The sequence below is a fragment of the Streptomyces sp. NPDC050422 genome (assembly GCF_044458665.1).
Classification (GTDB): domain Bacteria; phylum Actinomycetota; class Actinomycetes; order Streptomycetales; family Streptomycetaceae; genus Streptomyces.
Window position 1 is genome coordinate 166,087 of the sequence record NZ_JBITIE010000016.1, and the last position, 24,353, is coordinate 190,439.

Consider the following 24,353-nt stretch of genomic DNA (forward strand, 5'->3'; position numbering starts at 1 on the left):
CGGTGCCCGCGGTCACGGGGTCGGCAGGTCGGGCAGGCCTTCCAGTGAGTCGGCGTCGGTCTTGGCGAGTGTGTCCTTGGCGCCGCCGTCCCACGAGACGACGACGGTCTTGCCGTCGTTGGACTCGATGGCTCCCATGGTCCGGTCGGTGTTGCCGTCGGCGCACGTCAGCGCCAGCGTCGGCTTGCCCATGTCCTTGGCGGTGCCCGAGCAGACATGGGAGTCGGCGACGACCACGGCCTTCCCGGACGCGACGGACAGCACCACGGCCTTGCCGTCGGTCTGCCCGGCCCAGGCGCCCTCCAGCGCCTTGAGGCCGCCGGTGGCGCCGTCCGCTCCCGAGCCGGAATCGTCACTGGCGCTGCCGGCGGGCGCCGGGGTGGCGGCGGAGCCGGAACTCTTGTCCGCGCCCCCCTTGTCGCTGTCGCTGCCGCACCCGGTGAGGGCGAGAGCGGTGAGCAGTCCGGTGGCGACGACGGCGCCCGTACGTACGAGTTTGGCCATGGTGAATTCCCCCTGGATGACGAATGGCGGTCCAAGCTACCAGCCAGTCGCAACCGGGGTGGGACGGTCAACTCCCGGAATCGGGAGCGGAACAGGCCTCTCGTTCGTCTTTCTCCTGCGGAGCTGTAACCGAGGGAACACCCCGCGTGCACGTGCATCTGCGCATGCATCCGCTCATGCACCAGAAATTGAACACAGCTATGATCCGAGACAGTTGACACTTGCACTTTGCAACTCGGGGAGCGTCCTGTGCACCACGTGTACAACGGCATGGCGGCCACAGAGCTTCGCGGAGTCGTCTGGCAGAAGAGCAGGCACAGCAACTCCCAGGGATCCTGCGTGGAGTTCGCGAAGCTGCCGGACGGAGATGTGGCGATGCGTAATTCGCGCCACCCCGACGGGCCGGCGCTGGTCTATACGCCCGCGGAGATAGAGGCGCTGCTGCTGGGCGTGAAGGACGGCGAGTTCGACCACCTCATAGCGGAGGCCTGAGCGTCACCCTCCGGTGCGCTGCCGCCTCGGCCGGGTGCGTCACGCCGGGTCGGACAGCCGGAAGAGCGCCCAGACGACCTTTCCGTGCGGAGTCGGCCCGCTGACGGTGCCATCCGTCGTCAGTACGGGTGAAGGGTGCCAGCCCCAGCAGTCGCTGAAGGAGTCCACCAGGAAGAGCCCGCGGCCCGACTCCGCGGAGTCCTCGGCCTCGGACGCGACGGGGCTCGCCTGGCTGGGGTCGCGTACCGCGCACACCAGTCGCGAGGTCCAGCGCATCAGATGCAGCCGGACCGGCGGGTCCTGGGGTTCGCGCGGTGTATCGGCCGGCAGGGCGTGCCGCAGAGCGTTGGTGACCAGCTCGGAGACGACGAGCGCGACATCGTCGAAGCGCTCGCTCAGGCCCCATCCGCCGAGGGTCGCCCGGGTGAACTGCCGTGCTCCGCCGACGGCTTCGTAGCGGGCGGGCAGGGCGCAGGTGGCCGATCCGGAGACGGCGGAGGGATCGATGGGTGGGAGCCCCTGTCGTAAGGGCTCGAGCATCGTCGATCCATTCGTCCCCATGCGAGGCACTCCCGGGAATCGCGGCTGTATCGGTACTGCGGGTACGCGGGTACAGCGGCACAACACGAACGAGCACGCAGGTGCGCGTGGCCCATGGTTCCGAATGCGCAGAGCAGATGCAAGGGCAGATGCACGTGCACGCGCCTGACCTGTCCGATAGCGTGCCGGTTCTTGCTCATTTCTTCCCGGAGCGAGTTTCGGGGCCTCGGAGAAGTCTTCCCATTTCCGTAATCGAATGAGTACGGGCTGAAGCGTTTTGATGGCAGAATCCGGCACTTGGGCATCGGGGGGACCCCGATGCCCAGGAAGCGATGGGGAGGGCTGGACCGGTGGCGGCAGGCGAGTCGAGTGGATCCGTGGTGCGGCGCATCCTGCTGGGCTCGCAGCTCAGGCGGCTGCGGGACTCACGTGGCATCACCCGTGAGGCGGCCGGCTACTCCATCCGGGCTTCCGAATCGAAGATCAGCCGCATGGAGTTGGGACGGGTGAGCTTCAAGGCCAGGGACGTCGAGGACCTGCTCACGCTCTACGGAGTCACGGACGAGGCGGAGCGCGACTCCCTGCTCGGGCTGGCCCGCGAGGCCAACGTGGCGGGCTGGTGGCACAGTTACGGGGACGTGCTGCCCGGCTGGTTCCAGACGTATATCGGCCTGGAGGGTGCGGCCTCGCTCATCCGGATCTACGAAGTCCAGTTCGTTCACGGCCTGTTGCAGACCGAGGACTATGCGCACGCGGTCGTCTCGCGGGGCATGCGCGGTGCCCCCGCTGCCGAGATCGACCGCCGGGTCGCACTGCGGCTGGAGCGGCAGAAGGCCCTCGTCTCCGAACGGGCCCCCCGCTTCCACGCCGTACTGGACGAGGCGGCGCTGCGTCGTCCCTACGGCGGGCGGGAAGTGATGCGCGCCCAATTGCGGCATCTGATCGACATGTCGGAGCAGCCGAACATCACGCTCCAGGTGATGCCCTTCAGTTTCGGCGGGCACGCGGGCGAGAGCGGTTCTTTTACGATGCTGCGATTCCCGGAATCCGATCTGTCGGACATTGTCTATTTGGAGCAGCTGACAAGTGCGCTCTATCTGGACAAGGCCGAAGAAGTCGCCCAGTACGAAAAGGCGATGGTCCGGCTCCACGCAGACAGCCCGGGTCCGGAGGAGAGCCGGGATCTGCTCCGTGGTCTTCTCCAACTCTCCTGATATTTCAGTACCATGACGTACCGACAGGAGTCTGCACCTGCAGTAAGGGATCGCATGTCCTTCTTCCACGAGCTGGCCGCCCAGTACATCGACGGTGAATGGCGCACCGGCACCGGCTCGTGGGACATCATCGATTTCAATCCCTACAACGGGGAAAAACTCGCCGCCATCACCATCGCCACCGTGGACGAGATCGACCGCGCCTACCGTGCGGCCGAGCGAGCCCAGGGGGAGTGGGCCGCCACGAGTCCGTACGAGCGCCGCGATGTTCTGGAGCGGGCCGTGCGGATCACCGAGCGGCTGGCCGACCGGATCGTCGAGACGGTCATCGACGAGCTGGGCGGCACCCGGGCGAAGGCGCTGTACGAACTGAGCGCCGCCCAGGACTTCCTGCGCGAGGCGGCCCACCAGGCGCTGCACCCCGAGGGCCGGATCCTGCCCTCGCCGGTGGACGGCAAGGAGAACCGTCTCTACCGGGTACCGGTCGGCGTCGTCGGCGTCATCAGCCCCTTCAACTTCCCCTTCCTGGTGACGATGAAGTCCGTCGCACCGGCCCTGGCGCTCGGGAACGCGGTCGTCGTCAAGCCCAACCAGAACGCGCCGGTGACCGGTGGCGGGCTGATCGCCCACATCTTCGAGGAGGCCGGGCTGCCGGCCGGGCTGCTCAACGTCGTCGTCACCGACGTAGCCGAGGTGGGCGACGCGTTCATCGAGCATCCCGTCCCCAAGGTGATCTCCTTCGCCGGGTCGGACCGCGTGGGCCGCCACGTCGCCGCGACGGCAGGCGCGCTGTTCAAGCGCACCATCCTCGAACTCAGCGGCAACAGCGCCCTGGTGGTACTCGACGACGCGGACATCGACTACGCCGTCGACTCGGCCGTCTTCAGCCGCTTCGTCTACCAGGGTCAGGTCTGCATGGCCGCCAACCGGATCCTGGTGGACCGTTCCGTGGCCCCTGAGTTCACCGAGAAGTTCGTCGCCCGCGTGGCCGCGCTCAAGGCCGGCGACCCGCGCGATGCCGAGACGCAGATCGGCCCGGTCATCAACGCCTTCCAGGCCGACGCGCTGACCGCCCTGGTCGACCAGGCGCTCGCCGAGGGGGCCACGGCACTGGTCCGGGGCCGTACGCGCGGCAACCTCGTCGAGCCCAGCGTGCTCACCGGGCTGCCGGACGACTCCCCGCTGCTCTCCCAGGAGATCTTCGGCCCGGTGGCGCTGCTCATCGAGTTCGACGGCGAGGAGGAGGCCGTACGGATCGCCGACGACAGCCCCTACGGGCTCAGCGGCGCCGTGCACACCGCCGACGCCGAACGCGGGGTGCGCTTCGCCCAGCGGATCGACAGCGGCATGTTCCACGTCAACGACGCCACCGTCCAGGACGATCCGCTGGTCGCCTTCGGCGGCGAGAAGAACTCCGGGACCGGCCGGCTGAACGGCGAGGCGACGGTGGAGGCGTTCACCACCCAGAAGTGGATTTCCATCCAGCACGGCCGGAGCCCGTTCCCCCTCTGAAGCAGGCACCCCGTAGGCCGGACGTCTTTTCCGCTCCGATCTCCGCACCGATACTCTCGTCAAAGTTGAGTAGAGAGGTGGGTGGAATGTCAGCGATCCGGTTGCTGGTCCTGTGTGCCGTGCGGCAGCACGGCCGGGCACACGGCTATCAGATCCGCAACGACCTGGAGTACTGGGGCGCGCACGAGTGGTCCAACGCCAAGCCGGGGTCGATCTACCACGCACTGAAACAGATGGCGAAGCAGGGTGTCCTGCTCGCCCACGAGGTCGCCCCGAGCACGGTGGGCGGACCGCCGCGCACCGAGTACGAGATCACCGAGCAGGGCGACGAGGAGTACTTCACGCTGCTGCGCGCGGCGCTGACCTCGTACGACCAGAGGCTGGACGTGCTGTCGGCCGGGCTGGGCGGGATCGTCGACCTGGAACGGGCCGAGGCGGTGGCGCTGCTCAAGGAGCGGGTGGCCGGCCTGACCCGGTGGCGGACCTCGGTCACCGAGTACTACACGCCGGAGGCAGGGCCCGAGTCGATCGGGCACATCGGCGAGATCATGAACATGTGGGTGCACTCGGCGGACTCCGGCGCGGAATGGACCCGGGGGCTGATCGAGCGCATCGAGGGCGGGGCGTACACCTTCGCGGGTGAGGGCGATCCGTTCGTGGGCGTGCTGGCCGAGGGCGAGGAGAACCCGTACGCGACGGGGACGTCCGACCCCGGGGATCCCCACTAATCAAGTTTGATGAATGTGGATCGGACCGCTCGTGTGGCCGTTGGCGCCGCCGGCGGTGTTCTTCCCGCCGGCGGTACGGCAGTTCGCGCGGACGGCCGCTGAACGACGGGCTCCGGCCCTCGTCCGCACATGCCGGACGGGGCCGGAGATCGTCGCTCGGTCCGGGGCGGTGCTCAGTGGTGGAACGACGTCGCCGGGCCGTGGTCGGCGCTCAACGGGTGCGACTGGCTGCGCAGCTCGGGCAGCAGCAGCCGCAGGTCCTCCAGCAGCAGTTCCGCCAGGTCGGACGAGAAGCCGTTGCGGCACACGACCCGGAGCACGGAGAGGTCCTCGCGGTTGGCCGGGAAGGTGTACGCGGGCACCAGCCAGCCCCGTTCGCGCAGCCGGCGCGACACGTCGAAGACGTCGTACGCCGTCACCTCCGGCTTGGTCGTCACCGCGAAGACGGGCAGCTGGTCGCCCCGGGTGAGCAGCCGGAAGTCGCCTAGCTCCTCGAACTTCTCCGCCAGCCCCATCGCCACGTCACGGGACGCCTGCTGCACGGCCTTGTAGCCCTTCCGGCCCAGCCTCAGGAAGGTGTAGTACTGCGCCACGACCTGGGCGCCCGGCCGGGAGAAGTTCAGGGCGAAGGTGGGCATGTCGCCGCCCAGGTAGTTGACCCGGAAGACGAGCTCCTCGGGCAGTTCGGCGGGGGAGCGCCACAGCGCCCAGCCGACGCCCGGGTAGACCAGCCCGTACTTGTGCCCGGACGTGTTGATCGAGGAGACCCGGGGGAGGCGGAAGTCCCAGACCAGGTCCTCGTCCAGGAACGGCGCCACCATCGCGCCCGACGCCCCGTCGACGTGGACGGGGATGTCGAGGCCGGTGCGTTCCTGGAGGGCGTCGAGGGCCGCGCAGAGCTCGGCGATCGGTTCGTAGCTGCCGTCGAAGGTGGAGCCGAGGATGCCGACGACGCCGATGGTGTTCTCGTCGCAGAGGTCGGCCGCGGCCTGCGGGTCGAGGTGGTAGCGGTCGCCCTCCATCGGGACGAGGCGCGGCTCGACCTCCCAGAACGTACAGAACTTGTCCCAGCAGACCTGCACGTTGACGCCCATGACCAGGTTGGGCCGGGCGGTCGCCGGATAGCGGTCGGCGTTCTTGGCCGCCCAGCGGCGCTTGAGCGCCATGGCGGCCAGCATGCAGGCCTCGCTGGACCCGGTCGTCGAACAGCCGACGGCGGTGGCGGGGTCGGGGGCGTTCCAGAGGTCGGCGAGCATCGCCACGCAGCGCCGTTCCAGTTCGGCGGTGCGCGGGTACTCGTCCTTGTCGATCATGTTCTTGTCGCGGCACTCGCCCATCAGCACACCGGCCTGGGGTTCCATCCAGGTGGTGACGAAGGTGGCGAGGTTGAGCCGCGAATTGCCGTCGAGCATCAGCTCGTCATGGACGAGGCCGTACGCGGTGGCAGGCGGCAGTGGTCCGTCCGGCAGCTTGTGCCGGGGCGGTGCGGACTCCATCCCGGCGGTCGGGTCGGCCTCCCCGAAGAACGGGTTGAGCGCGAGCCGGCGCCGCGCGTCGGACGGTTCGGTGCCGTGTGCGGAGCCTTTGTGGAGCGGCATCGCAGACCTGCCCTTCTCAGCTGTCGCCGGCCTGACGGAATGAATCCGGCGATACGGACAATGCCTGACGATACGGATAGTGGGGGTGTCCGGCGCGTCGGGCGGCGCCGACGGCGCACCGAGCCACCCCCGTCACGCCGCTCAGCTCCTGCTGATCACCGCAGCGGTTCCGTACGCACAGACCTCCGTGCCCACGTCCGCCGCCTCGCTCACGTCGAAGCGCATCATCAGCACCGCGTTGGCGCCGCGCGCCCTCGCCTGCTCGACCAGCCGCTCCATGGCCTGGTTGCGGGTCTCGACGAGCGTCTTGGTCAGCCCCTTCAACTCGCCGCCGATCATGGACTTCAGCCCGGCGCCGATCTGGCTTCCGAGGTGACGGGACCTGACCGTCAGGCCGAACACCTCGCCGATGACCTGCGTCACCTGGTGGCCGGGTACGTCATTGGTGGTGACGACCAGCACATCGGACTGTGCCGTCTGGCCGCCGCCGTAATCCTCGATGCCCATGGTGTGACACCTCCTGGGATCGAGTTTTGCCCCGGTTCACCCCGTGTGCATCTCCACGGGGGCCAGTGGAACCGGGAAGGGGGCTGCCGCGTTGATAGCTTTGGGCGGCCACGCAGCCGACATCGACCACATCCTGGAGCCCGGACCCTTGAATACGCTTGCGCTCGGACCGAGCTGGCTCGACCCGGACCACCTCATCGGGCAGTTCGGGCTGATCGGTGTGCTGGTCATCGTCTTCGCCGAGTCCGGGCTGCTGATCGGGTTCTTCCTGCCCGGCGACTCGCTCCTGTTCACCACGGGTCTGCTGGTGACGACGGACAAGCTGCACACCCCGCTGTGGCTCGTCTGCGTCCTGGTCGCCCTGGCGGCGATCATCGGCGACCAGGTGGGCTATCTCTTCGGCCGCAAGGTCGGCCCCTCGCTCTTCAACCGCCCGGACTCCCGCCTCTTCAAGCAGGAGAACGTCGAGAAGGCCCACGAGTTCTTCGAGAAGTACGGGCCGAAGTCGCTGATCCTGGCCCGCTTCGTGCCCATCGTGCGGACGTTCACGCCGATCATCGCCGGTGTCAGCCGGATGAACTACCGCTCGTTCATCACGTTCAACGTCATCGGCGGAGTCCTCTGGGGCGTCGGCGTGACGCTCCTCGGGGCGGTCCTGGGCAAGATCGAGTTCGTGCACAAGAACATCGAAGCGATGCTCATCCTGATCGTGCTGATCTCGGTCGTGCCGATCGCCATCGAGTTCCTGCGCGCCCGCAGCAAGTCGAAGAAGAAGGCCGCCTCGGCCGTGGACGAGGACCCGGCCGCCGGTGGCAGCACGGACGCGAGCCGTCGCGGCGGCCGCCACGCCAAGCGCTGACGCCGGTCCCGAGGGGGACCACGGGTCCCCGCGTCAGAAGCCGCGCGTCCGCTTGGCCGCGCGGCGGTTCGCTCCGCCGACCGCCCCCGGCACCCGCATGAACAGCCGGGAGATCTCGCTTCCCAGGTTCACCCCGATCGCGATGGCCAGCGCCGTGGCCACCGCGGTCGACAGGGAGGCGAGCCCCCGGTCCAGCTCGTTCTGCGCGACACCCAGCAGACCGAAGTACGTGGCGGAGCCAGGCAGCAGTGGGCCGATCGCCGCCGTGATGAACGGCAGCGACGAGGTGTACCGGTAGCGCGAGAACAACTGCCCGAACAGTCCGACGAGCCCGGCCGCGGTGGCGGTGGCCGCCACCGCGGAGAGGTCACCCGTCCGGGCCATCGCCCCGTAGATGATCCAGGCCACGCCGCCGTTGAGCGTCACCGCCAGGACCGTGGCCCGCTCCTGCTGGAGCAGGATCGCGAAGGACAGGGTCAGCACCATCGACGCCAGGATCTGGATCACCGGCCGGTCATGGGTGATGAACCGTGCCTCCGGGTCCAGCTCGGCACCCAGCTGGAGCCCCCCGTAGAGAGCCAGCAGCACCCCGGTGACGATGGCGATGAAGAAGTACATGACCTCCAGCAGTCGCGCCGACGCGGTGATGTAGTAACCGGTCAGACCGTCCTGCACACCCGCGACCAGCGCCCGCCCCGGCAGGAGGGCGAACAGTCCACCCGTGATCACCGCTGACGGCCGTACGTCCGACCAGTGGGTGAGGGTCAGCGCCACGCCCATCGCGGCGGGCGGCATCGCCGCCACGACGAACTGGTAGAACTCCGGCAGCCCGCGCCCGGCACACAGCCAGGCCAGCCGGTCACCGAGCATCGCACCGAGCGCGGCGATCAGGAACACCACGGGCCCACCGCCGACCAGCACCGATGCCGCGCCCGCCAGTCCGCCGGCGGCCATGGTGAGCACCCAGCCGGGGTACGGATGCCGGTTCCGGCGGATCTCCGCCAGGCGCCGGTAGGCCTCCTCCAGCGAGATCTCGCCCTCTTCGGTGGTGATGTCGTCGATGAGCCGGAAGACCGCGGCCAGCCGGGTGTAGTCGGTGCCGCGGCGCCGTACGGTCCGGCTCGCCGTCACCGGGTCGTCGACCAGCGACGGCTGGTGCGAGATCGACAGCAGTGTGAAGGTGACGGTCGGTTCGCAGCGGTCGAGCCCGTAGCTGCGGGTCACCGCGAACATCGCCGCCTCGACGTCCTCGGCCCCCTCACCGCCGGCGAGCAGGAGCTCCCCGATACGCAGGGTCAGGTCGAGTACGCGCGGCACCGCGGGGCCCGCGTCGTCGTGCCGCTGGACCGGTTCCGGTGCCGGACGATCGTGGACCGGCATCCGCAGCATCGTGCGCATCCGGTCCTGCCAAGGGGCCTCCTTGGTCAGCCGGATCATCGGGATGCCGTGCGCGGGCGTGAAGGCGGGCGGGGAGTTCCGGGCGTCGTAGGTGCGCGGCGTGGCGAAGGCCGATCCGGCCGTCTCCGAACCGGAAGCGGAACCCGTGCCCGAACCGGATGACGGCCCCTGCGGCTCGGGGGTCAGCCCGGACGGCAGGGAGAACTCCGACGTCGGATGGTCGTCGTCCGACGGCGCTGCGGACCTCCCGACCCCGGCGGGCTGGGAGAAGGCGCTGCGCGCCTCGTCGGACTGGGGCTTCTGGTCATCGGGACCGCCCGGTTCCGCCACCACTCGACCTCGCTCCTCCTCGGCTGTGCGTCCTTGGCCGCACTCCTGCCCAGTATGGCCACGCCCATGGTCGGCCACGCGAACGGGCGGCACACCGTGAAGGTGTACCGCCCGAGAGCCGTTCAGAACCGCAAGCGGAACGTCAGTGCGCGCCGCCCTGCGCCTCGAGGCGCTTGTAGGAGTTCTCGATCTCGGCCTCGGCCTCGACCCGGCCGACCCAGTCGGCGCCCTCGACGGACTTGCCCGGCTCCAGGTCCTTGTAGACCTCGAAGAAGTGCTGGATCTCCAGGCGGTCGAACTCCGACACGTGGTGGATGTCGCGCAGGTGCTCCACCCGGGGGTCGGAGGCCGGCACGCACAGCAGCTTGTCGTCGCCGCCGGCCTCGTCCGTCATCCGGAACATGCCGATCGCGCGGCACTTGATGAGGCAGCCGGGGAAGGTCGGCTCCTCCAGGATGACCAGCGCGTCCAGCGGGTCGCCGTCCTCGCCGAGGGTGTTCTCGACGAAACCGTAGTCGGCGGGGTAACTGGTCGAGGTGAAGAGTCGACGGTCCAGGCGGATCCGACCGGTCTCGTGGTCCACCTCGTACTTGTTCCGCGAACCCTTAGGGATCTCGATAACGACGTCGAACTCCACGGGTGGCTCCTCCATGATCAACACATACGACTGATGGTTAAGTGTCCCCCACGGAGTTGTGTGCTCGCGAAAGGGGCTGGTCAACGGTGGCCGAGCCGGTGAAAAGACCGTCGATCAATCCGTTCTCCCGCATTGGCGGACCGGCTCTCGCCGACCGCCTGGGCATGCGCAACGGACTGGGTGACCGGCAGTTCACGGCTGTCTCCGCCGTCCTGGGCCTGGCCCTCGCAGCCGGCGCCGTCTTCGCCGCCGGTCCCTGGGACTCGGGTCAGCGTAAGGCCGAGCAGGACTGGGCGGCTGCCCGGGCCCGTGCAGGTGGCGCACATCACGAGCCGGCCGACCCCGCCGGACCGGCCCCGGCCCCCAGCGCCCCGGCCGTACTCGCGGCCCTCGGCACCGGGGCCGACAAGCCCGCGCCGGACGCCGCGGTCGCCCCGGACGGAGCAGCTGCCGGACTCCGCGCCGTCCTGGACCCGTTGCTGAAGAACCCCGCGCTCGGCAGCCGGCGCAGTGCCGTCGTCATCGACACGGCCACCGGCAAGCGGCTGTACGGGGTGGGGGCCGACACCCCCATGACACCCGCGTCCACCGTCAAGATCGCCACCACGGTCGCGGCCCTGACGGCGCTCGGCCCCACCCACCGCATCCCCACGACCGTCCGGGCCGCCGCCGATCTGCGCACCGTGACGCTGGTCGGCGGCGGCGACCCGACCCTCGACCGGGCGGCCCTGCGCTCCCTGGCCGCCGCCACGGCCCGCGCCCTCAAGGACGGCGGGATCCGTTCGGTGCGGCTGCGGTACGACACCTCCGGCTACTCCGGGCCCGCGCTCCACCCGATCGGCCCCAACGAGAACATCGCCCCCGTGAGCGCCCTGATGATGGACGAGGGCCGGCTCGACGACACCTCCAGCGGCCCCGCACCGCGCAGCGGCGACCCGGCACGCGACGCCGCCGACGTGTTCGGCGAACTGCTGGACGAGGCCGGGATCGCCACCGGGGACGGCGCCGCCCCCGGCCGGGCGGCCGCGAAGTCCCGGCCCGTCGCCAGGCACCTGTCCGCCCCGCTGTCCGCCCTCGTCGAGCGCGCACTGACCAACAGCGACAACGACATCGCCGAGGCACTCGCCCGGCAGACCGCGCTCGCCACGGGTGAACCGGCCGACTTCAACGGCGGCCGACGGGCCGTCACCGCGCAGCTGAGGAAGCTGGGGCTGCCGCTGAGGGGCGTGTCCATCGCCGACGGCAGCGGGCTCAACCGCAAGGACAAGGTCACCGCCGCCCTGCTCGCCGGGCTGCTGGCCCGCGCGGCCGGCCAGGACCATCCGGAGCTGCGCCCCGTCCTCACCGGCCTCCCGGTCGCCGGCTTCAGTGGAACGCTCAGCGACCGCTACACCACGAAGGCCGGCGGCAGCGGCCTGATCCGCGCCAAGACGGGCACCCTCACGGGCGTCAACACCCTTTCCGGCACGGTCGTCGACCCCCACGGCCGGCTGCTCACGTTCGCCTTCCTCTCGTCGGGCACCACCGCCCCGTCCGAGGCCCAGTCCGCCCTCGACGCGCTCGCCACCGCTCTGGCCGCCGGCCGGCGGTGAGCGGGTCAACACCTCACCGCGACAAGGGCAGAGCACGTACGGTTGACGCATGACGAGCATCGGTGGTGCCGGGATGGTCGACTGGAATCTCGCGGTCGCGACAGCGACCCGGCTTGTGCGGCCGGGTCCCGAGATCAGCCGCGAGGAGGCCCGCGAGGTCGTCGCGGAGCTGCGCAGGCATGCCAAGGCGGCGGAGGAACACGTCCGTTCGTTCACCCGGATGATCCCGGAAGGGACCGAACCGGAGGACACTCCGGTCCTGGTCGTCGACCGGGCGGGCTGGATCAGGGCGAACGTCGCGGGCTTCCGGGAACTGCTGCGCCCCCTTCTGGAGAAGATGGAGGAGCGGCGCGGCGGCGGTGCGGGCGGCGCCGTGCTCGGCGCGGTCGGCTCCAAGGTGACCGGCGTGGAGGTGGGGATGCTGCTGTCGTTCCTGGCCTCCCGGGTCCTCGGCCAGTACGAGACGTTCGCCCCCGCCACCCGTGACCTGCCGGCCTCGGCCGACGGCGGCGGCAGGCTCCTGCTGGTCGCCCCGAACATCGTCCACGTCGAGCGGGAGCTGGAGGTGGACCCGCACGACTTCCGCCTCTGGGTCGCCCTCCACGAGGAGACGCACCGCACCCAGTTCACCGCGGTGCCCTGGCTCCGCGACCATCTGCAGGGCGAGATCCAGTCATTCCTCGACGAGACCGACGTCGACCCGATGACGGTGCTCGAACGGCTCCGCGAGGCCGCCCAGTCGCTGGCCGGCGGCCGGCCCGAGGGCGAGGAGGGCGAGGACGGCGGGCGCAGCCTGGTCGAGATCGTCCAGACTCCCGCCCAGCGCGAGATCCTCGGCCGGCTCACCGCGGTGATGTCCCTGCTGGAGGGGCACGCCGACTATGTGATGGACGGCGTCGGCCCCGAGGTGGTGTCCTCCGTCGGCGAGATCCGGGAGAAGTTCCAGCAGCGCAGGGCGCGCGGCGCGAGCCGTCTCGACCAGGCGCTGCGCAAGCTCCTGGGGCTCGATGCCAAGCTGCGTCAGTACCGGGACGGCGAGCGGTTCGTGCGCGCCGTGGTCGACGAGGTCGGAATGGACGGCTTCAACCGGGTCTGGACCTCGCCCAACACCCTCCCGACCAAGGCGGAGATCGCCAAACCGGAGGACTGGATCGCGCGGGTGCACCGTAAGGCAGAGTCATGATCACGGCCCGCGCACAAGCCGGGGACCCGAGGGCAACGCGCCGGTAATCACCCATCCGAGGGACCGTAGGGGCATGGGAAGGCGTGCAATGCTCGATGAACGGCTTTGCTCTGTCACCATCGACGCACTCTGAGTGATGGCAGTCTTCACCGTCCGGCACTCGGAGGCACCTCTCCAGAACTTCACGAAGGGCACCGGACATGGGTCCCCATCCTGCGGTCGCGGCGATACGCCTGGCGGTCCGCCGCGTACTCCACGACGTACTCACCGAATTCGCCGATCAGAACGAACGCACCGGGCACACCGGACGCGCCCCGCACCCCGAGCTCGCCGAAGCGGGGGTGGGCAGGCGGCGTCCCGCACTTCCCGAACGCACCGATACCCCCCTGGTGCTGGTGGCATGCTCCGGCGGCGCCGATTCCATGGCGCTCGCCTCCGCCCTCGCCTTCGAGGCCCGCAAACTCGCCGTCCGGGCCGGCGGCATCACCGTCGACCACGGCCTCCAGAACGGCTCCGACACCCGCGCCACCGAGGTCGTCGGCCGCCTGACCGCCATGGACCTCGACCCGGTCGAGGCCGTCGCGGTGCGCGTCGGCCACGACGGCGGGCCCGAGGCCGCCGCCCGTGACGCCCGCTACGCGGCCCTGGACGCCGCCGCCGAACGGCACGGCGCCGCCGCCGTCCTGCTCGGCCACACCCGCGACGACCAGGCGGAGACGGTACTACTGGGCCTCGCCCGCGGCTCCGGCATCCGCTCCCTCTCCGGCATGGCCGCCGCGTCCGGACCGGCCGGCCGCTACCGCCGCCCGTTCCTCCAGCTCGACCGGCAGACCGCCCGCACGGCCTGCATGGCCCAGTCCCTGCCCGTCTGGGACGACCCGCACAACATCGACCCCGCCTACACCCGCTCCCGGCTGCGCCACGAGGGCCTGCCCGCCCTGGAGAAGGCGCTGGGCAAAGGAGTCGTCGAGGCGCTGGCCCGTACGGCGCAGCTCTCCCGCGACGACGCCGACGCCCTGGACACCTGGGCCGCCGAGGCCGGGCGTGATGTGCGCGACGCCGCGGGCCGGCTGGAGTGCGCCAAGCTGTACGTGCTGCCGCCCGCGGTACGCCGCCGCGTCCTGCGCCGGGCGGCCATAGAGGCGGGCTCCCCGGCCGGTTCCCTCTTCGCCCGGCACATCGAGGAAGTCGACCGCCTCATCACCGGCTGGCGCGGCCAGCAGGCCATCAACCTCCCCGGCCGCGTCGAAGCCCTGCGCCAGGGTGGCAGACTGGTGATTCGGCAGAGCTGACGTACAAGCGGCTGACATGCAGGCGAGCGGCCGCGCAGGCCCGGGACACCATCCCGGGCCCGGCAGGCAAAGAAAGAGACGCGGGTGAACGAGAAGGACATGGGCACCGACCTTCAGTCGGTGCTCCTCACCAAGGAAGAGATCGACGCGAAGCTCGTCGACCTGGCCGCGAAGATCGACGCGGAGTACGCGGGCAGGGACCTGCTCCTCGTCGGAGTCCTCAAGGGCGCGGTGATGGTCATGGCGGACCTGGCGCGCGCGCTGTCCACCCCCGTCACCATGGACTGGATGGCCGTCTCGTCGTACGGCGCGGGCACCCAGTCCTCCGGTGTCGTCCGGATCCTCAAGGACCTGGACACCGACATCAAGGGCAAGCACGTCCTGATCGTCGAGGACATCATCGACTCGGGCCTGACGCTGTCCTGGCTGATGTCGAACCTGGGCTCGCGCGAGCCCGCATCACTGGAGATCTGCACCCTGCTGCGCAAGCCGGACGCGGCCAAGGTCGCTCTCGACTGCAAGTGGGTCGGCTTCGACATTCCCAACGAGTTCGTCGTCGGATACGGGCTGGACTACGCGGAGAAGTACCGCAACCTCCCCTTCGTCGGCACCCTCGCCCCGCACGTGTACGGCGGCTGACGGCGACGCCGGCCAACCCGTCCCGGCTGCGGGGAACCCTCACCGATTTCCCGCCGTTGAGCCTTCGAAGGCGGGTTTGACAGACGTCCTCGACGGTCGTCGGTGACAATGCCGGTGTACCGTCCGAAGAACAGTCTTTACTCACAGCAGCATTTACCTACGGGCAGGAGGGACGGGGCGTCTTCGCTCCGTATGGATGGACGTGAAGCGATACTTCCGTGGGCCGGTCATGTGGATCGTGCTGGCCGTCCTCGCCGTGGTCGTGTTGATGCAGGTCGTCGGCTCGGGTGGCGGCTACAAGACGGTGGACACCGGCAAGGTGATCCAGGCGATCAGTAAGAACCAGGTGGAGCAGGCCAAGCTGACCACCGGTGACGATCACATCATCAAGATCGAGCTGAAGGACGGCCAGAAACTCTCCGGCGAGTCCGGCAGCAAGTTCCAGGCGAGCTACATCGGCGACCAGGGCGTCCAACTCGCCGACACGCTGCAGAAGAAGTTCGAGGGCGGTGACATCGACAAGGGCTACACCGTCTCGCCGTCGAAGCAGTCCCCGTTCGTCTCGATCCTCTTCTCGCTGCTGCCGTTCGTCCTCATCGTGGTCGTCTTCCTGTTTCTGATGAACCAGATGCAGGGTGGCGGCTCCAAGGTCATGCAGTTCGGCAAGTCCAAGGCCAAGCTGATCACCAAGGACACTCCCAAGACGACGTTCGCCGATGTGGCGGGGTCGGACGAGGCGGTCGAGGAGCTCCACGAGATCAAGGAGTTCCTCCAGGAGCCGGCGAAGTTCCAGGCCGTCGGCGCCAAGATCCCCAAGGGCGTCCTGCTGTACGGGCCTCCCGGTACGGGCAAGACGCTGCTCGCACGCGCCGTCGCCGGCGAGGCGGGCGTCCCGTTCTACTCGATCTCCGGTTCCGACTTCGTCGAGATGTTCGTCGGTGTCGGTGCCTCCCGTGTCCGTGACCTCTTCGAGCAGGCCAAGGCGAACGCCCCGGCGATCGTCTTCGTCGACGAGATCGACGCTGTCGGCCGGCACCGCGGTGCCGGTATGGGCGGCGGTCACGACGAGCGCGAGCAGACGCTGAACCAGCTGCTCGTGGAGATGGACGGCTTCGACGTGAAGGGCGGCGTCATCCTGATCGCCGCCACGAACCGGCCGGACATCCTCGACCCGGCGCTCCTGCGCCCGGGCCGTTTCGACCGGCAGATCGCGGTCGACCGGCCGGACATGCTGGGCCGGCTGGAGATCCTCAAGGTTCACCAGAAGGGCAAGCCGGTCGCACCGGACGTCGATCTCGGCGCCGTTGCCCGTCGTACGCCCGGATTCACCGGTGCCGATCTGGCCAACGTGCTGAACGAAGCGGCGCTCCTCACGGCGCGCAGCAATCTGAAGCTGATCGACAACAACATGCTCGACGAGGCCATCGACCGCGTCGTGGCGGGTCCGCAGAAGCGGACCCGGATCATGTCCGAGAAGGAGAAGAAGATCACCGCGTACCACGAGGGCGGACACGCCCTGGTCGCGGCGGCCTCACCTCAGTCGGACCCGGTCCACAAGATCACGATTCTCTCCCGCGGCCGCGCCCTCGGTTACACGATGGTGCTCCCGGAGGAGGACAAGTACTCCACGACGCGCAACGAGATGCTCGACCAGCTGGCTTACATGCTGGGCGGGCGCGCGGCCGAGGAGCTGGTCTTCCACGACCCGACGACCGGCGCTGCGAACGACATCGAGAAGGCCACGGCAACGGCCCGCGCGATGGTCACGCAGTACGGCATGACGGAGCGGCTCGGCGCGATCAAGTTCGGTGGCGACAACACCGAGCCGTTCGTGGGCCGCGAGATGGGCCACCAGCGCGACTACTCGGAAGAGGTCGCCGCGCTGGTCGACGAAGAGGTCAAGAAGCTCATCGAGACCGCGCACAACGATGCGTGGGAGATCCTCGTCGAGAACCGCGACGTTCTGGACGCCCTGGTTCTCCAGCTCCTTGAGAAGGAGACCCTCGGCAAGGCGGAGATCGCCGAGATCTTCGCTCCGATCGTCAAGCGTCCGGCCCGTCCCGCGTGGACGGGCTCCGCCCGGCGCACGCCGTCCACCCGGCCGCCGGTGCTCTCCCCGAAGGAGCTCGCCCTCACCAACGGCGCCACCACGGCGAACGGCTCGGTCACGGACACGGTTCCGGCGACCGAGGCGATCCCCGAGGAGCGTCCCGAGAGCTAGACGCCGACCCCGGTGTGGCCCCTGTCACGGGGGCTTCACCGGGCCCGGAATGGATGCCGCGCCCCCCAGGTTTTAGCCTGTGGGGGCGCGGCTTTTCCCTTGGGGCCTGTCCGGCGGATCAGGGTCGGCCCCGGCCATGATCCGCCGGACAGGCCCCGCACCTGCGCGGATGCCCACGCAGTGACAGTTCAGAGGAACGAGGCACAGATGACCGACCCGGTGACGCTGGACGGCCAGGGACCGATCGGCGAGTTCGACGAGAAGCGGGCCGAGGCGGCCGTTCGCGAGCTGCTCATCGCCGTCGGGGAGGACCCGGACAGGGAAGGGCTGCGGGAGACGCCGGGGCGGGTGGCGCGGGCGTACAAGGAGATATTCGCGGGCCTGTACCAGGAGCCCGAGGACGTCCTGACGACCACGTTCGACCTGGGCCACGACGAGATGGTGCTGGTCAAGGACATCGAAGTGTTCAGCACCTGTGAACACCACCTGGTGCCGTTCCGCGGAGTGGCGCACGTCGGGTACATCCCGGCGACCAGCGGCAAGATCACCGGCCTGTCGAAGCTGGCCCGGCTGGTGGACGTCTACGCCCGCCGGCCGCAGGTCCAGGAGCGCCTCACCACGCAGGTCGCCGAGTCTCTGATGGCGATCCTGGAGCCGCGCGGCGTGATCGTCGTCGTGGAGTGCGAGCACATGTGCATGTCGATGCGCGGCATCCGCAAGCCCGGTGCGAAGACGCTGACCTCAGCGGTCCGCGGGCAGCTCCGCGACCCCGCGACGCGCGCCGAGGCCATGAGCCTGATCATGGCGCGCTGACGCCCCGACGCTGACGCCCCGACCGGTACGCGAGTGGGCGGCGGGCTAGGCCGCCGCCGCGTTCTTGTTGTCGTCCTCGTCGTCCGGGAGCTTGCAGACGCGCTCCAGGAAGAGGGCCGCCGCGATCACCGCGATGCCGGCCAGGACCGCGAAGCCCGCGTAGATGGCCTGGTCGCGGCGGGGCGGGTTGTCCAGGGAGCCGAGCAGGAAGACGCCGACGCCGCCGTACAGCCCGGAGACCAGGGCGACGACGAGGGCGCTGGCCTGGCCGAAGACCACGGCACGGGCCGCCATCAGGGGTTCGACGCCCTTCGCGCCCGGCCGGCGCTCGCGCTGGGCGCGCAGCCGGGAGCGGATGGACAGCGCCGTCGCCAGCAGGACCACGGCGATCACCGCGAGCACGATGGGCGCGGCCAGCGGGACGCTCGGCAGGGTGCCGAGGGAGTCCCAGAGGCGGGCACCGCCCCAGGACAGCACCCCGGCGGCGGCGAAGAGGCCGGCCAGTACTCCGAGCCGTAGTTGCTTCACCGGGTGAGCCGCCCTTCGCCGCCTGTGGATGTCCTGCCTTCTCCTTCGAGCCTAACGACTACTCGGGCAGCCGGAGTTCCAGGTCGGCCCGGGGGAGTACGCCGCCGCGTCCCACACCGGCCAGCAGATCGGCGACGGTGCCGGCGCCGGGCAGTTGGGCCCCGGGATCCACGTCGTGCCACGGAACGAGGACGAAGGCGCGTTCGCGGGCCCGGGGGTGGGGGAGGGTGAGCTCCGGGTCGTCGGAGACGACGTCGGCGTACGCGACGATGTCCACGTCGATGGTGCGGGGCCCCCAGCGCTCCTCACGTACGCGCTCGAAGGCCTCCTCGATGGCCTGGCCGCGCTCCAGGAGGGAGGACGGGGGCAGCGTCGTCTTCACGACGACGACCGCGTTGAAGTACGAGGGCTGGGAGCCGGGCTCGACGCCCCACGGCTCCGTCTCGTACACCGGGGAGACCGCCTTGACCCGGAGGCCCGGAGTGTCCTCCAGGGCGTCGATGGCGCCCTGGAGGGTCTCCAGGCGGTTGCCCAGGTTGGAGCCCAGGGAGATCACGGCGCGTTTGGGGTTGGAGAGGGTGATGTCCGCGGCGTCCACCTGCTCGACCACGGAGGCGGGAACCGGCTGTACGGTCGGGTCGCTCTGCCCCTCGGTAGAAAATGCAGTCATGCTCGGCTCCGGGTGATGGTGACGGTGACGTCGTCGAACGGGACGGTGATGGGCGCGTCCGGCTTGTGGACCACGACCTCCACCTCCTCGACGCCTTCGTGCTTGAGACACTGCTGGGCGATGCGCTCGGCGAGCGTCTCGATCAGATCGACCGGCTCGCCCTGGACCACGGCGACGACCTCCTCGGCGACCACGCCGTAGTGCACGGTCTTCGTGAGGTCGTCCGCGGCTGCCGCGGGGCGGGTGTCGAGGCCGAGCACCAGGTCCACGATGAACGTCTGTCCCTCTTCCCGTTCCCGGGGAAAGACGCCATGGTGCCCACGGGCCTTGAGGCCGCGCAGCGCGACACGATCCACGCGAATCACTCCTGCTGTTGTTGTCGAAGGGGCACGGAACCGCGTGCGGGCGGTTGCGTACCCATTTCCGAATCTACCCGCGAGCGCCGACAGCCCTCCCCCGCGGGGGCTATGGACACGACGGCACGGGGCTGGTAGCCGCTGATACCCCGATGTGCCAGGGTCCAATCCCGCCGAGCCACCTTTTGCGCCTCTGCCGGTCATGTACCCGCTCAGGAGGGGGAGTCCTCGTCCTCTTCCTCGCCGGTTTCGGCCAGTACGGGCGAGCCGTGGTGGGACCAGAGCTTCCAGCCGTCCGGAGTGCGGCGGAACACGTTGGTCGCGACGACCAGTTGGCCGACGAGGGGCCCGAGCGAGCTGCCCTCCTCGGCGGGCCCGCCGCTGAGGATGTTCTCGGTGCAGGTCACCAGGGCGGTGTCGCCCGTCATGGAGACCCCGACGTCGGTCAGGAAGAACTGGATGTACTCGGTGTTCGCCATGATCAGGGCGTAACTGCGCAGCACCTCGCCGCGTCCGGTGAGCACCGGCCAGCCGGGGTGGACACAGGAGACGGTGAGGTCCTCGCCGGGCAGCCAGAGCCCGGTCAGCTCGTCCAGGTCGCCGCGCTCCATGGCCTCGTAGAAGGCGGTGTTGGCCCGCTCGACCGCCTCGATGTCGTCGGCGGCGGAGGGCTGCTCGTCCTGCGGCTCGTTCACGCGGCTCCCTCGACCGCGCGGGCGACCCGGACGGCGTCGGCGGTGGCCCGGACCTCGTGGACCCGGACGGCCCAGGCACCGGCCCGGGCGGAGAGCGCGGAGACCGCGGCGGTGGCCGCGTCGCGCTCGCGGGCGGGCGGCGGGGCTCCGCCCTCACCGGCCAGTACGTGCCCGAGGAACCGCTTGCGGGAGGCGGCGACCAGCAGCGGGCGGCCGAGGCCGTGGAGCGCGTCCAGGCGGGCGATGAGCGACAGGTCGTGCGCGGCGTCCTTCGCGAAGCCGAGGCCGGGGTCGATCACGATCCGTTCGGGGGCGACGCCCCCGGCGGTGACGGCGTCCATCCGGATCCGCAGTTCCCCGACGACCTCGGCGACGACGTCCGCGTACACCGCCCTGCTGTTCATGGACTCGCTGAAGCCGCGCCAGTGCATGACGACGAACGGCACGGCGGCGGCGGCGACGACCGGGACCATGTCCGGGTCGGCGAGTCCGCCGCTCACGTCGTTGACCAGGACCGCTCCGGCGGCGACGGCCTGCTCGGCGACCCGGGCCCGCATGGTGTCCACGGAGACCGTGACCCCTTCCGAGGCCAGGCCGCGGACCACCGGGACCACCCGCCGCAGCTCTTCGGACTCGTCCACCCGGCTGGCGCCGGGACGGGTCGACTCACCGCCGACGTCGACCAGGTCGGCGCCCTCGCCGACCAGGTCGAGGCCGTGCTTGACGGCCGCCGTGGTGTCGAACCAGCGGCCCCCGTCGGAGAAGGAGTCGGGGGTCACGTTGACGACACCCATGACCGCGCAGCGGTCCCACTCCGGCAGGCCCTGGACCGTGCCTCGTCCATGCAACGTACTCATACGACCAGCGTAGGCCCGTATGCGAGCCGGTCACGCCGGGTGGACGTGGTGCTCCCCGGCAGCGGGCCGCACATGCGTGCAGGGGCGCCGGCCGCCCGCGGGCAGCCGGCGGGCCAGGGGACGGGGGAGCGCGAAGTTCACGAAGCCCTCGGCCTGCATGGCGGCCAGCGAGATCCGGGGCAGGTCGCGGGCGGTGCGGTAGACCACGAACCGGGGCTCCCAGCGGGGCCGGAACTTGGCGTTGAACTTGTACAGGGACTCGATCTGGAACCAGCGCGACAGGAAGACCAGCAGCCCGCGCCAGACCCGCAGCACCGGCCCGGCCCCCAGCTTCTCGCCGCGGGCCAGGGCGGAGCGGAACATCGCGAAGTTCAGCGAGACGCGCGTGATGCCGAGCCGGGGCGCGGCCTGCAGGGAGGCGACGATCAGCAGCTCGTTCATCCCCGGGTCGGCGGCGCGGTCGCGGCGCATCAGGTCCAGGGACATTCCGTCGGTGCCCCACGGGACGAAGTGGAGCACCGCCTTCAGATCGCCGTACGGGGAGTCGGCGTCCTGCTCGTCGGCCTTGTGGGCGGTGGCGACGAAGCAGTCCCGGTCAGCGGCGTCACCGATCCGGCCGAGCGCCATCGAGAAGCCGCGCTCGGTGTCCGTGCCGCGCCAGTCGGCGGCGGCCCGCCGGATGCGGACCAGTTCGGCCTCGCCGATGTCCGCGACGCGCCGGACCCGTGTCACGTACCCGCCGCGCTCAATGCGTTTCACCATCTGGCGCACGTTGCGCATCGCGCGTCCGGCGAGCGAGAAATCCGCGACGTCCACCACCGCCTCGTCGCCGAGCTCCAGGGCGTCGAGCCCGGTCTCGCGGGTCCAGACCTCGCCGCCGGTCTCGCTGCAGCCCATCACGGCGGGGGTCCAGGAGTGGGCCCTGGCCTCGTCCATGAAGCGTTCGATGGCGCCGGGCCAGGCCTCCACGTCGCCGATCGGGTCGCCGCTGGCCAGCATCACCCCGGACACCACGCGGTAGCAGACGGCGGCCTTGCCGCTGGGCGAGAAGACCACGGCCTTGTCGCGGCGGAGCGCGAAGTGGCCGAGCGAGTCGCGGCGGCCGTGCCGCTCCAGCAGGGCGCGCAGCCGGGTCTCGTCGTCCTCGGTGAGACGGGCGGCCGGATGCTCGGGCCGGAACGCGAGATAGATGGTGGTGACCGCGGTCAGCAGGCCGAGCGCGCCCAGTGAGTAGCCCACGGTCCAGGAGGTGTCGCCGGCGTACTCGACGGGGCCCTCGAAGCCGAACAGGCCGTAGAGCACGTGCTGGAGCCGGTCGGCGATGCTGGGGTCACCGACCAGGCGGCCCGGGTGGACGCTGGTGATGACCAGACCGAGGCCGAGCGAACCCGCGCCGAGCAGGACGAAGTTGGCCAGGGCCCTCCAACGGCTGCGTGGGTCGGGGAGCGCGGCGAATTCACTCCGGTGGCGCACCAGCAGGTAGCACAGCACCAGCGAGACGACGGTGCCCAGGACCGAGTGCCGGTAGACGAACTGGGCCACGGCACCGGCCGGGAGCAGGACGACGGCGGCCCGCCAGGCCCGTCGCTTGTGCCGCTTCAGGCCGTGGGCCAGGAGCAGCAGCAGGACGCCGGCGCTCAGCGAGAGCGCGGCGGCGAAGGGGCCGAGGGCTCCGGGGAGCACCTCGGCGAAGGTGTGCATCCGGCTGTGCCGGAAGCGCGGGAAGACACCCGCGGCGACGTCGATCAGGCCGACGGCGGCGCAGGCGGTTCCGACGAGTGCCGGTACGGTCTCGGGCCGCGGTCCGTGTACGAACTTGCGTACACCGTTCGGAACCGATCCCGATTTATCCCCATCTAGCGTGACAGACATCGCTTCCCGTGGTTCCGCGAGAGATTCTTGGAGTCCGTCGGCCGGAGCGCTGCGGACGATGTGCGACCTCTAGGACGAGGCTTCCGGGCCATGGGTTCACCCATGACCCGGAAATTTCCTGACAAGAAAGTTCTACCGCCATGGGCCTTACCGGCAACGCAGTGCTGATTCTGGCGATCGCGCTGGCCGCCGTGCTGTTCGCCGTCACGATCTGGTTCTGGCCGAGGCTTGCCCGGCGCAGCGTCTCGGCGGTGTTCGGCAGGGTGGGCCTGCTGCTGGCGACCCAGGTGGCGGTCTTCGTCTCCGTCGGCCTGATGGCCAACAACTCGTTCCTGTTCTACGGATCCTGGGCCGACCTGTTCGGTCAGAAGCAGGAACTGGGCGTGGTGACCGACCACGCCCAGGGGACCCTGGCGGAGAAGAACATCGTCCGGGTGGGGACGCAGCGGCCGGACGTGCCGGGCGGCTCACGGCCCACCTCGGCCGGCCGGATCGACAAGGTCGTGATCGCCGGGCGGAGCTCGGGGATCGAGACCTCGGCGTACGTGTACCTGCCGCCGGAGTACTTCCAGGCGGCGTATGCCCGGCGGAAGTTCCCCGCGGCCGTGGTGCTCACCGGTTACCCGGGCACCTCGGAGAACCTCATCAAGGGGCTCGCCTACCCCCGCACATCGCGCGAACGGGTCAGGGCGGGTCGCTCCCAGCCGATGATCCTGGTGATGCTGCGGCCGACCCTGGCGCCGCCGCGGGACACCGAGTGCGTGGACATAAAGGACGGCCCGAAGACCGAGACGTTCTTCGCGGACGACCTGCCGCCGGCGATCTCGGCCGCCTACCGGGTGGGCCGGCATGCCCGCAACTGGGGCATCATCGGCAACTCGACCGGCGGCTACTGCGCCCTGAAGATCGGCCTGCACCATCCGGCACGCTTCACGGCGAGCGTGGGGCTCTCCGCGTACTACAAGGCGGCCGAGGACCCGACGACCGGGGACCTCTTCCACGGTGACCAGCGGGCGCGCGAGCGTGCGGACCTGCTGTGGTCCCTGGACCACGGGCCGCAGCCCGACTCGTCCTTCCTGGTGACGACGTCCCGCCGGGGCGAGTCGAACTACGCCGACACCCGCAAGTTCCTGGCCAAGGTGAAGCGTCCCGCGCAGGTCTCGTCGATCGTGCTCGACAGCGGAGGGCACAACTTCAACACCTGGCGCCGGGAGATCCCCGCGGCCCTGGACTGGATGAGCAGCCGGCTCAGCGAGAACTGACCGGCGCCCGGCCGCCGCGCGGCGAGAACTGACCGGTGCCCCGGCCGCCGCGCA

Annotated in this window: 24 protein-coding genes; 12 read left to right on the top strand and 12 right to left on the bottom strand. The window is 70.1% G+C overall.

Going from position 1 to position 24,353, the window contains the following annotated elements; genetic code table 11:
• Positions 1-12: 12 nt before the first annotated feature.
• Positions 13-504, bottom strand: coding sequence for a hypothetical protein (locus ACIBJG_RS25500; RefSeq protein WP_399310708.1), 492 nt, complete (start codon positions 502-504; stop codon positions 13-15).
• Positions 505-753: 249 nt separating this feature from the next.
• On the opposite strand from ACIBJG_RS25500, the gene ACIBJG_RS25505 reads away from it, so the two are divergent.
• Complete coding sequence (locus tag ACIBJG_RS25505; protein ID WP_250969074.1) at positions 754-996, top strand: DUF397 domain-containing protein; 243 nt, start codon at positions 754-756, stop codon at positions 994-996.
• 39 nt (positions 997-1,035) lie between these two features.
• Here ACIBJG_RS25505 and ACIBJG_RS25510 read toward each other — a convergent pair whose 3' ends face one another.
• Positions 1,036-1,536: an ATP-binding protein gene (locus tag ACIBJG_RS25510; RefSeq protein ID WP_399310709.1), complete on the bottom strand. Its 501-nt coding sequence runs from the start codon at positions 1,534-1,536 to the stop codon at positions 1,036-1,038.
• Between the two features lie 332 nt (positions 1,537-1,868).
• Between ACIBJG_RS25510 and ACIBJG_RS25515 the strand changes: the two genes are divergently transcribed.
• From ACIBJG_RS25515 to ACIBJG_RS25525, 3 genes are all read left to right on the top strand, one after another.
• Positions 1,869-2,750 (top strand): helix-turn-helix domain-containing protein, encoded by an 882-nt coding sequence (locus tag ACIBJG_RS25515; RefSeq protein ID WP_399310710.1) that lies wholly within the window; start codon positions 1,869-1,871, stop codon positions 2,748-2,750.
• 54 nt (positions 2,751-2,804) lie between these two features.
• Positions 2,805-4,262, top strand: a complete 1,458-nt coding sequence (locus ACIBJG_RS25520) for an aldehyde dehydrogenase family protein (RefSeq protein WP_399310712.1) — start codon at positions 2,805-2,807, stop codon at positions 4,260-4,262.
• 86 nt (positions 4,263-4,348) lie between these two features.
• Complete coding sequence (locus ACIBJG_RS25525) at positions 4,349-4,990, top strand: PadR family transcriptional regulator (RefSeq protein WP_399310713.1); 642 nt, start codon at positions 4,349-4,351, stop codon at positions 4,988-4,990.
• Positions 4,991-5,163: 173 nt separating this feature from the next.
• Here ACIBJG_RS25525 and ACIBJG_RS25530 read toward each other — a convergent pair whose 3' ends face one another.
• Positions 5,164-6,588 carry a glutamate decarboxylase gene (locus tag ACIBJG_RS25530; RefSeq protein WP_399310715.1) on the bottom strand — a complete coding sequence of 475 codons (1,425 nt, stop codon included), beginning with the start codon at positions 6,586-6,588 and terminating at the stop codon, positions 5,164-5,166.
• Between the two features lie 141 nt (positions 6,589-6,729).
• Positions 6,730-7,095, bottom strand: a complete 366-nt coding sequence (locus ACIBJG_RS25535; RefSeq protein ID WP_219567320.1) for a YbjQ family protein — start codon at positions 7,093-7,095, stop codon at positions 6,730-6,732.
• Positions 7,096-7,243: 148 nt separating this feature from the next.
• Between ACIBJG_RS25535 and ACIBJG_RS25540 the strand changes: the two genes are divergently transcribed.
• Positions 7,244-7,954: a DedA family protein gene (locus ACIBJG_RS25540; protein WP_399310717.1), complete on the top strand. Its 711-nt coding sequence runs from the start codon at positions 7,244-7,246 to the stop codon at positions 7,952-7,954.
• Between the two features lie 33 nt (positions 7,955-7,987).
• Here ACIBJG_RS25540 and ACIBJG_RS25545 read toward each other — a convergent pair whose 3' ends face one another.
• Together ACIBJG_RS25545 and ACIBJG_RS25550 are read right to left on the bottom strand one after the other, a co-directional pair.
• A complete protein-coding gene (locus ACIBJG_RS25545; RefSeq protein WP_399310719.1) occupies positions 7,988-9,685 on the bottom strand; it encodes a threonine/serine exporter ThrE family protein in 1,698 nt (565 codons plus the stop codon).
• Between the two features lie 139 nt (positions 9,686-9,824).
• Entirely contained in the window at positions 9,825-10,319 is a 495-nt protein-coding gene (locus tag ACIBJG_RS25550; protein WP_123525235.1) for an inorganic diphosphatase, read from the bottom strand.
• A gap of 86 nt (positions 10,320-10,405) precedes the next feature.
• Here ACIBJG_RS25550 and dacB point away from each other — a divergent pair, with 86 nt between their 5' ends.
• From dacB to folE, 6 genes are all read left to right on the top strand, one after another.
• Positions 10,406-11,911 carry a D-alanyl-D-alanine carboxypeptidase/D-alanyl-D-alanine-endopeptidase gene (gene dacB, locus ACIBJG_RS25555; protein ID WP_399310721.1) on the top strand — a complete coding sequence of 502 codons (1,506 nt, stop codon included), beginning with the start codon at positions 10,406-10,408 and terminating at the stop codon, positions 11,909-11,911.
• Positions 11,912-11,960: 49 nt separating this feature from the next.
• Positions 11,961-13,094: a zinc-dependent metalloprotease gene (locus ACIBJG_RS25560; RefSeq protein WP_399310723.1), complete on the top strand. Its 1,134-nt coding sequence runs from the start codon at positions 11,961-11,963 to the stop codon at positions 13,092-13,094.
• A gap of 200 nt (positions 13,095-13,294) precedes the next feature.
• The gene (gene tilS / locus ACIBJG_RS25565; RefSeq protein ID WP_399310724.1) at positions 13,295-14,386 is read left to right on the top strand and encodes a tRNA lysidine(34) synthetase TilS; all 1,092 of its coding nucleotides are present in this window, start codon (positions 13,295-13,297) and stop codon (positions 14,384-14,386) included.
• A 99-nt stretch (positions 14,387-14,485) separates the two neighbouring features.
• Positions 14,486-15,025: a hypoxanthine phosphoribosyltransferase gene (hpt, locus tag ACIBJG_RS25570; RefSeq protein WP_399310814.1), complete on the top strand. Its 540-nt coding sequence runs from the start codon at positions 14,486-14,488 to the stop codon at positions 15,023-15,025.
• 196 nt (positions 15,026-15,221) lie between these two features.
• Positions 15,222-17,246, top strand: a complete 2,025-nt coding sequence (gene ftsH, locus ACIBJG_RS25575) for an ATP-dependent zinc metalloprotease FtsH (protein ID WP_399310726.1) — start codon at positions 15,222-15,224, stop codon at positions 17,244-17,246.
• 207 nt (positions 17,247-17,453) lie between these two features.
• On the top strand, positions 17,454-18,059 hold the full coding sequence (gene folE / locus ACIBJG_RS25580; protein ID WP_399310728.1) for a GTP cyclohydrolase I FolE: 606 nt from the start codon (positions 17,454-17,456) through the stop codon (positions 18,057-18,059).
• 45 nt (positions 18,060-18,104) lie between these two features.
• On the opposite strand, the gene ACIBJG_RS25585 is transcribed toward folE, so the two are convergent.
• The 6 genes from ACIBJG_RS25585 to ACIBJG_RS25610 form a co-directional block, all read right to left on the bottom strand.
• The gene (locus ACIBJG_RS25585; RefSeq protein WP_399310729.1) at positions 18,105-18,587 is read right to left on the bottom strand and encodes a DUF3180 domain-containing protein; all 483 of its coding nucleotides are present in this window, start codon (positions 18,585-18,587) and stop codon (positions 18,105-18,107) included.
• A 58-nt stretch (positions 18,588-18,645) separates the two neighbouring features.
• Complete coding sequence (folK, locus tag ACIBJG_RS25590; RefSeq protein ID WP_399310731.1) at positions 18,646-19,257, bottom strand: 2-amino-4-hydroxy-6-hydroxymethyldihydropteridine diphosphokinase; 612 nt, start codon at positions 19,255-19,257, stop codon at positions 18,646-18,648.
• Positions 19,254-19,613 (bottom strand): dihydroneopterin aldolase, encoded by a 360-nt coding sequence (folB, locus tag ACIBJG_RS25595; RefSeq protein ID WP_326736961.1) that lies wholly within the window; start codon positions 19,611-19,613, stop codon positions 19,254-19,256. The genes folK and folB overlap by 4 nt, the downstream gene beginning before the upstream one ends.
• A gap of 212 nt (positions 19,614-19,825) precedes the next feature.
• The gene (locus tag ACIBJG_RS25600; RefSeq protein ID WP_399310733.1) at positions 19,826-20,308 is read right to left on the bottom strand and encodes a nuclear transport factor 2 family protein; all 483 of its coding nucleotides are present in this window, start codon (positions 20,306-20,308) and stop codon (positions 19,826-19,828) included.
• Positions 20,305-21,102, bottom strand: a complete 798-nt coding sequence (gene folP / locus ACIBJG_RS25605; protein WP_399310816.1) for a dihydropteroate synthase — start codon at positions 21,100-21,102, stop codon at positions 20,305-20,307. The genes ACIBJG_RS25600 and folP overlap by 4 nt, the downstream gene beginning before the upstream one ends.
• Positions 21,103-21,195: 93 nt before the next feature.
• Positions 21,196-23,037 carry a phosphatidylglycerol lysyltransferase domain-containing protein gene (locus tag ACIBJG_RS25610; RefSeq protein WP_399310735.1) on the bottom strand — a complete coding sequence of 614 codons (1,842 nt, stop codon included), beginning with the start codon at positions 23,035-23,037 and terminating at the stop codon, positions 21,196-21,198.
• A gap of 140 nt (positions 23,038-23,177) precedes the next feature.
• Between ACIBJG_RS25610 and ACIBJG_RS25615 the strand changes: the two genes are divergently transcribed.
• Positions 23,178-24,299 carry an alpha/beta hydrolase gene (locus ACIBJG_RS25615; protein WP_399310737.1) on the top strand — a complete coding sequence of 374 codons (1,122 nt, stop codon included), beginning with the start codon at positions 23,178-23,180 and terminating at the stop codon, positions 24,297-24,299.
• The last annotated feature ends 54 nt before the right edge of the window (positions 24,300-24,353 follow it).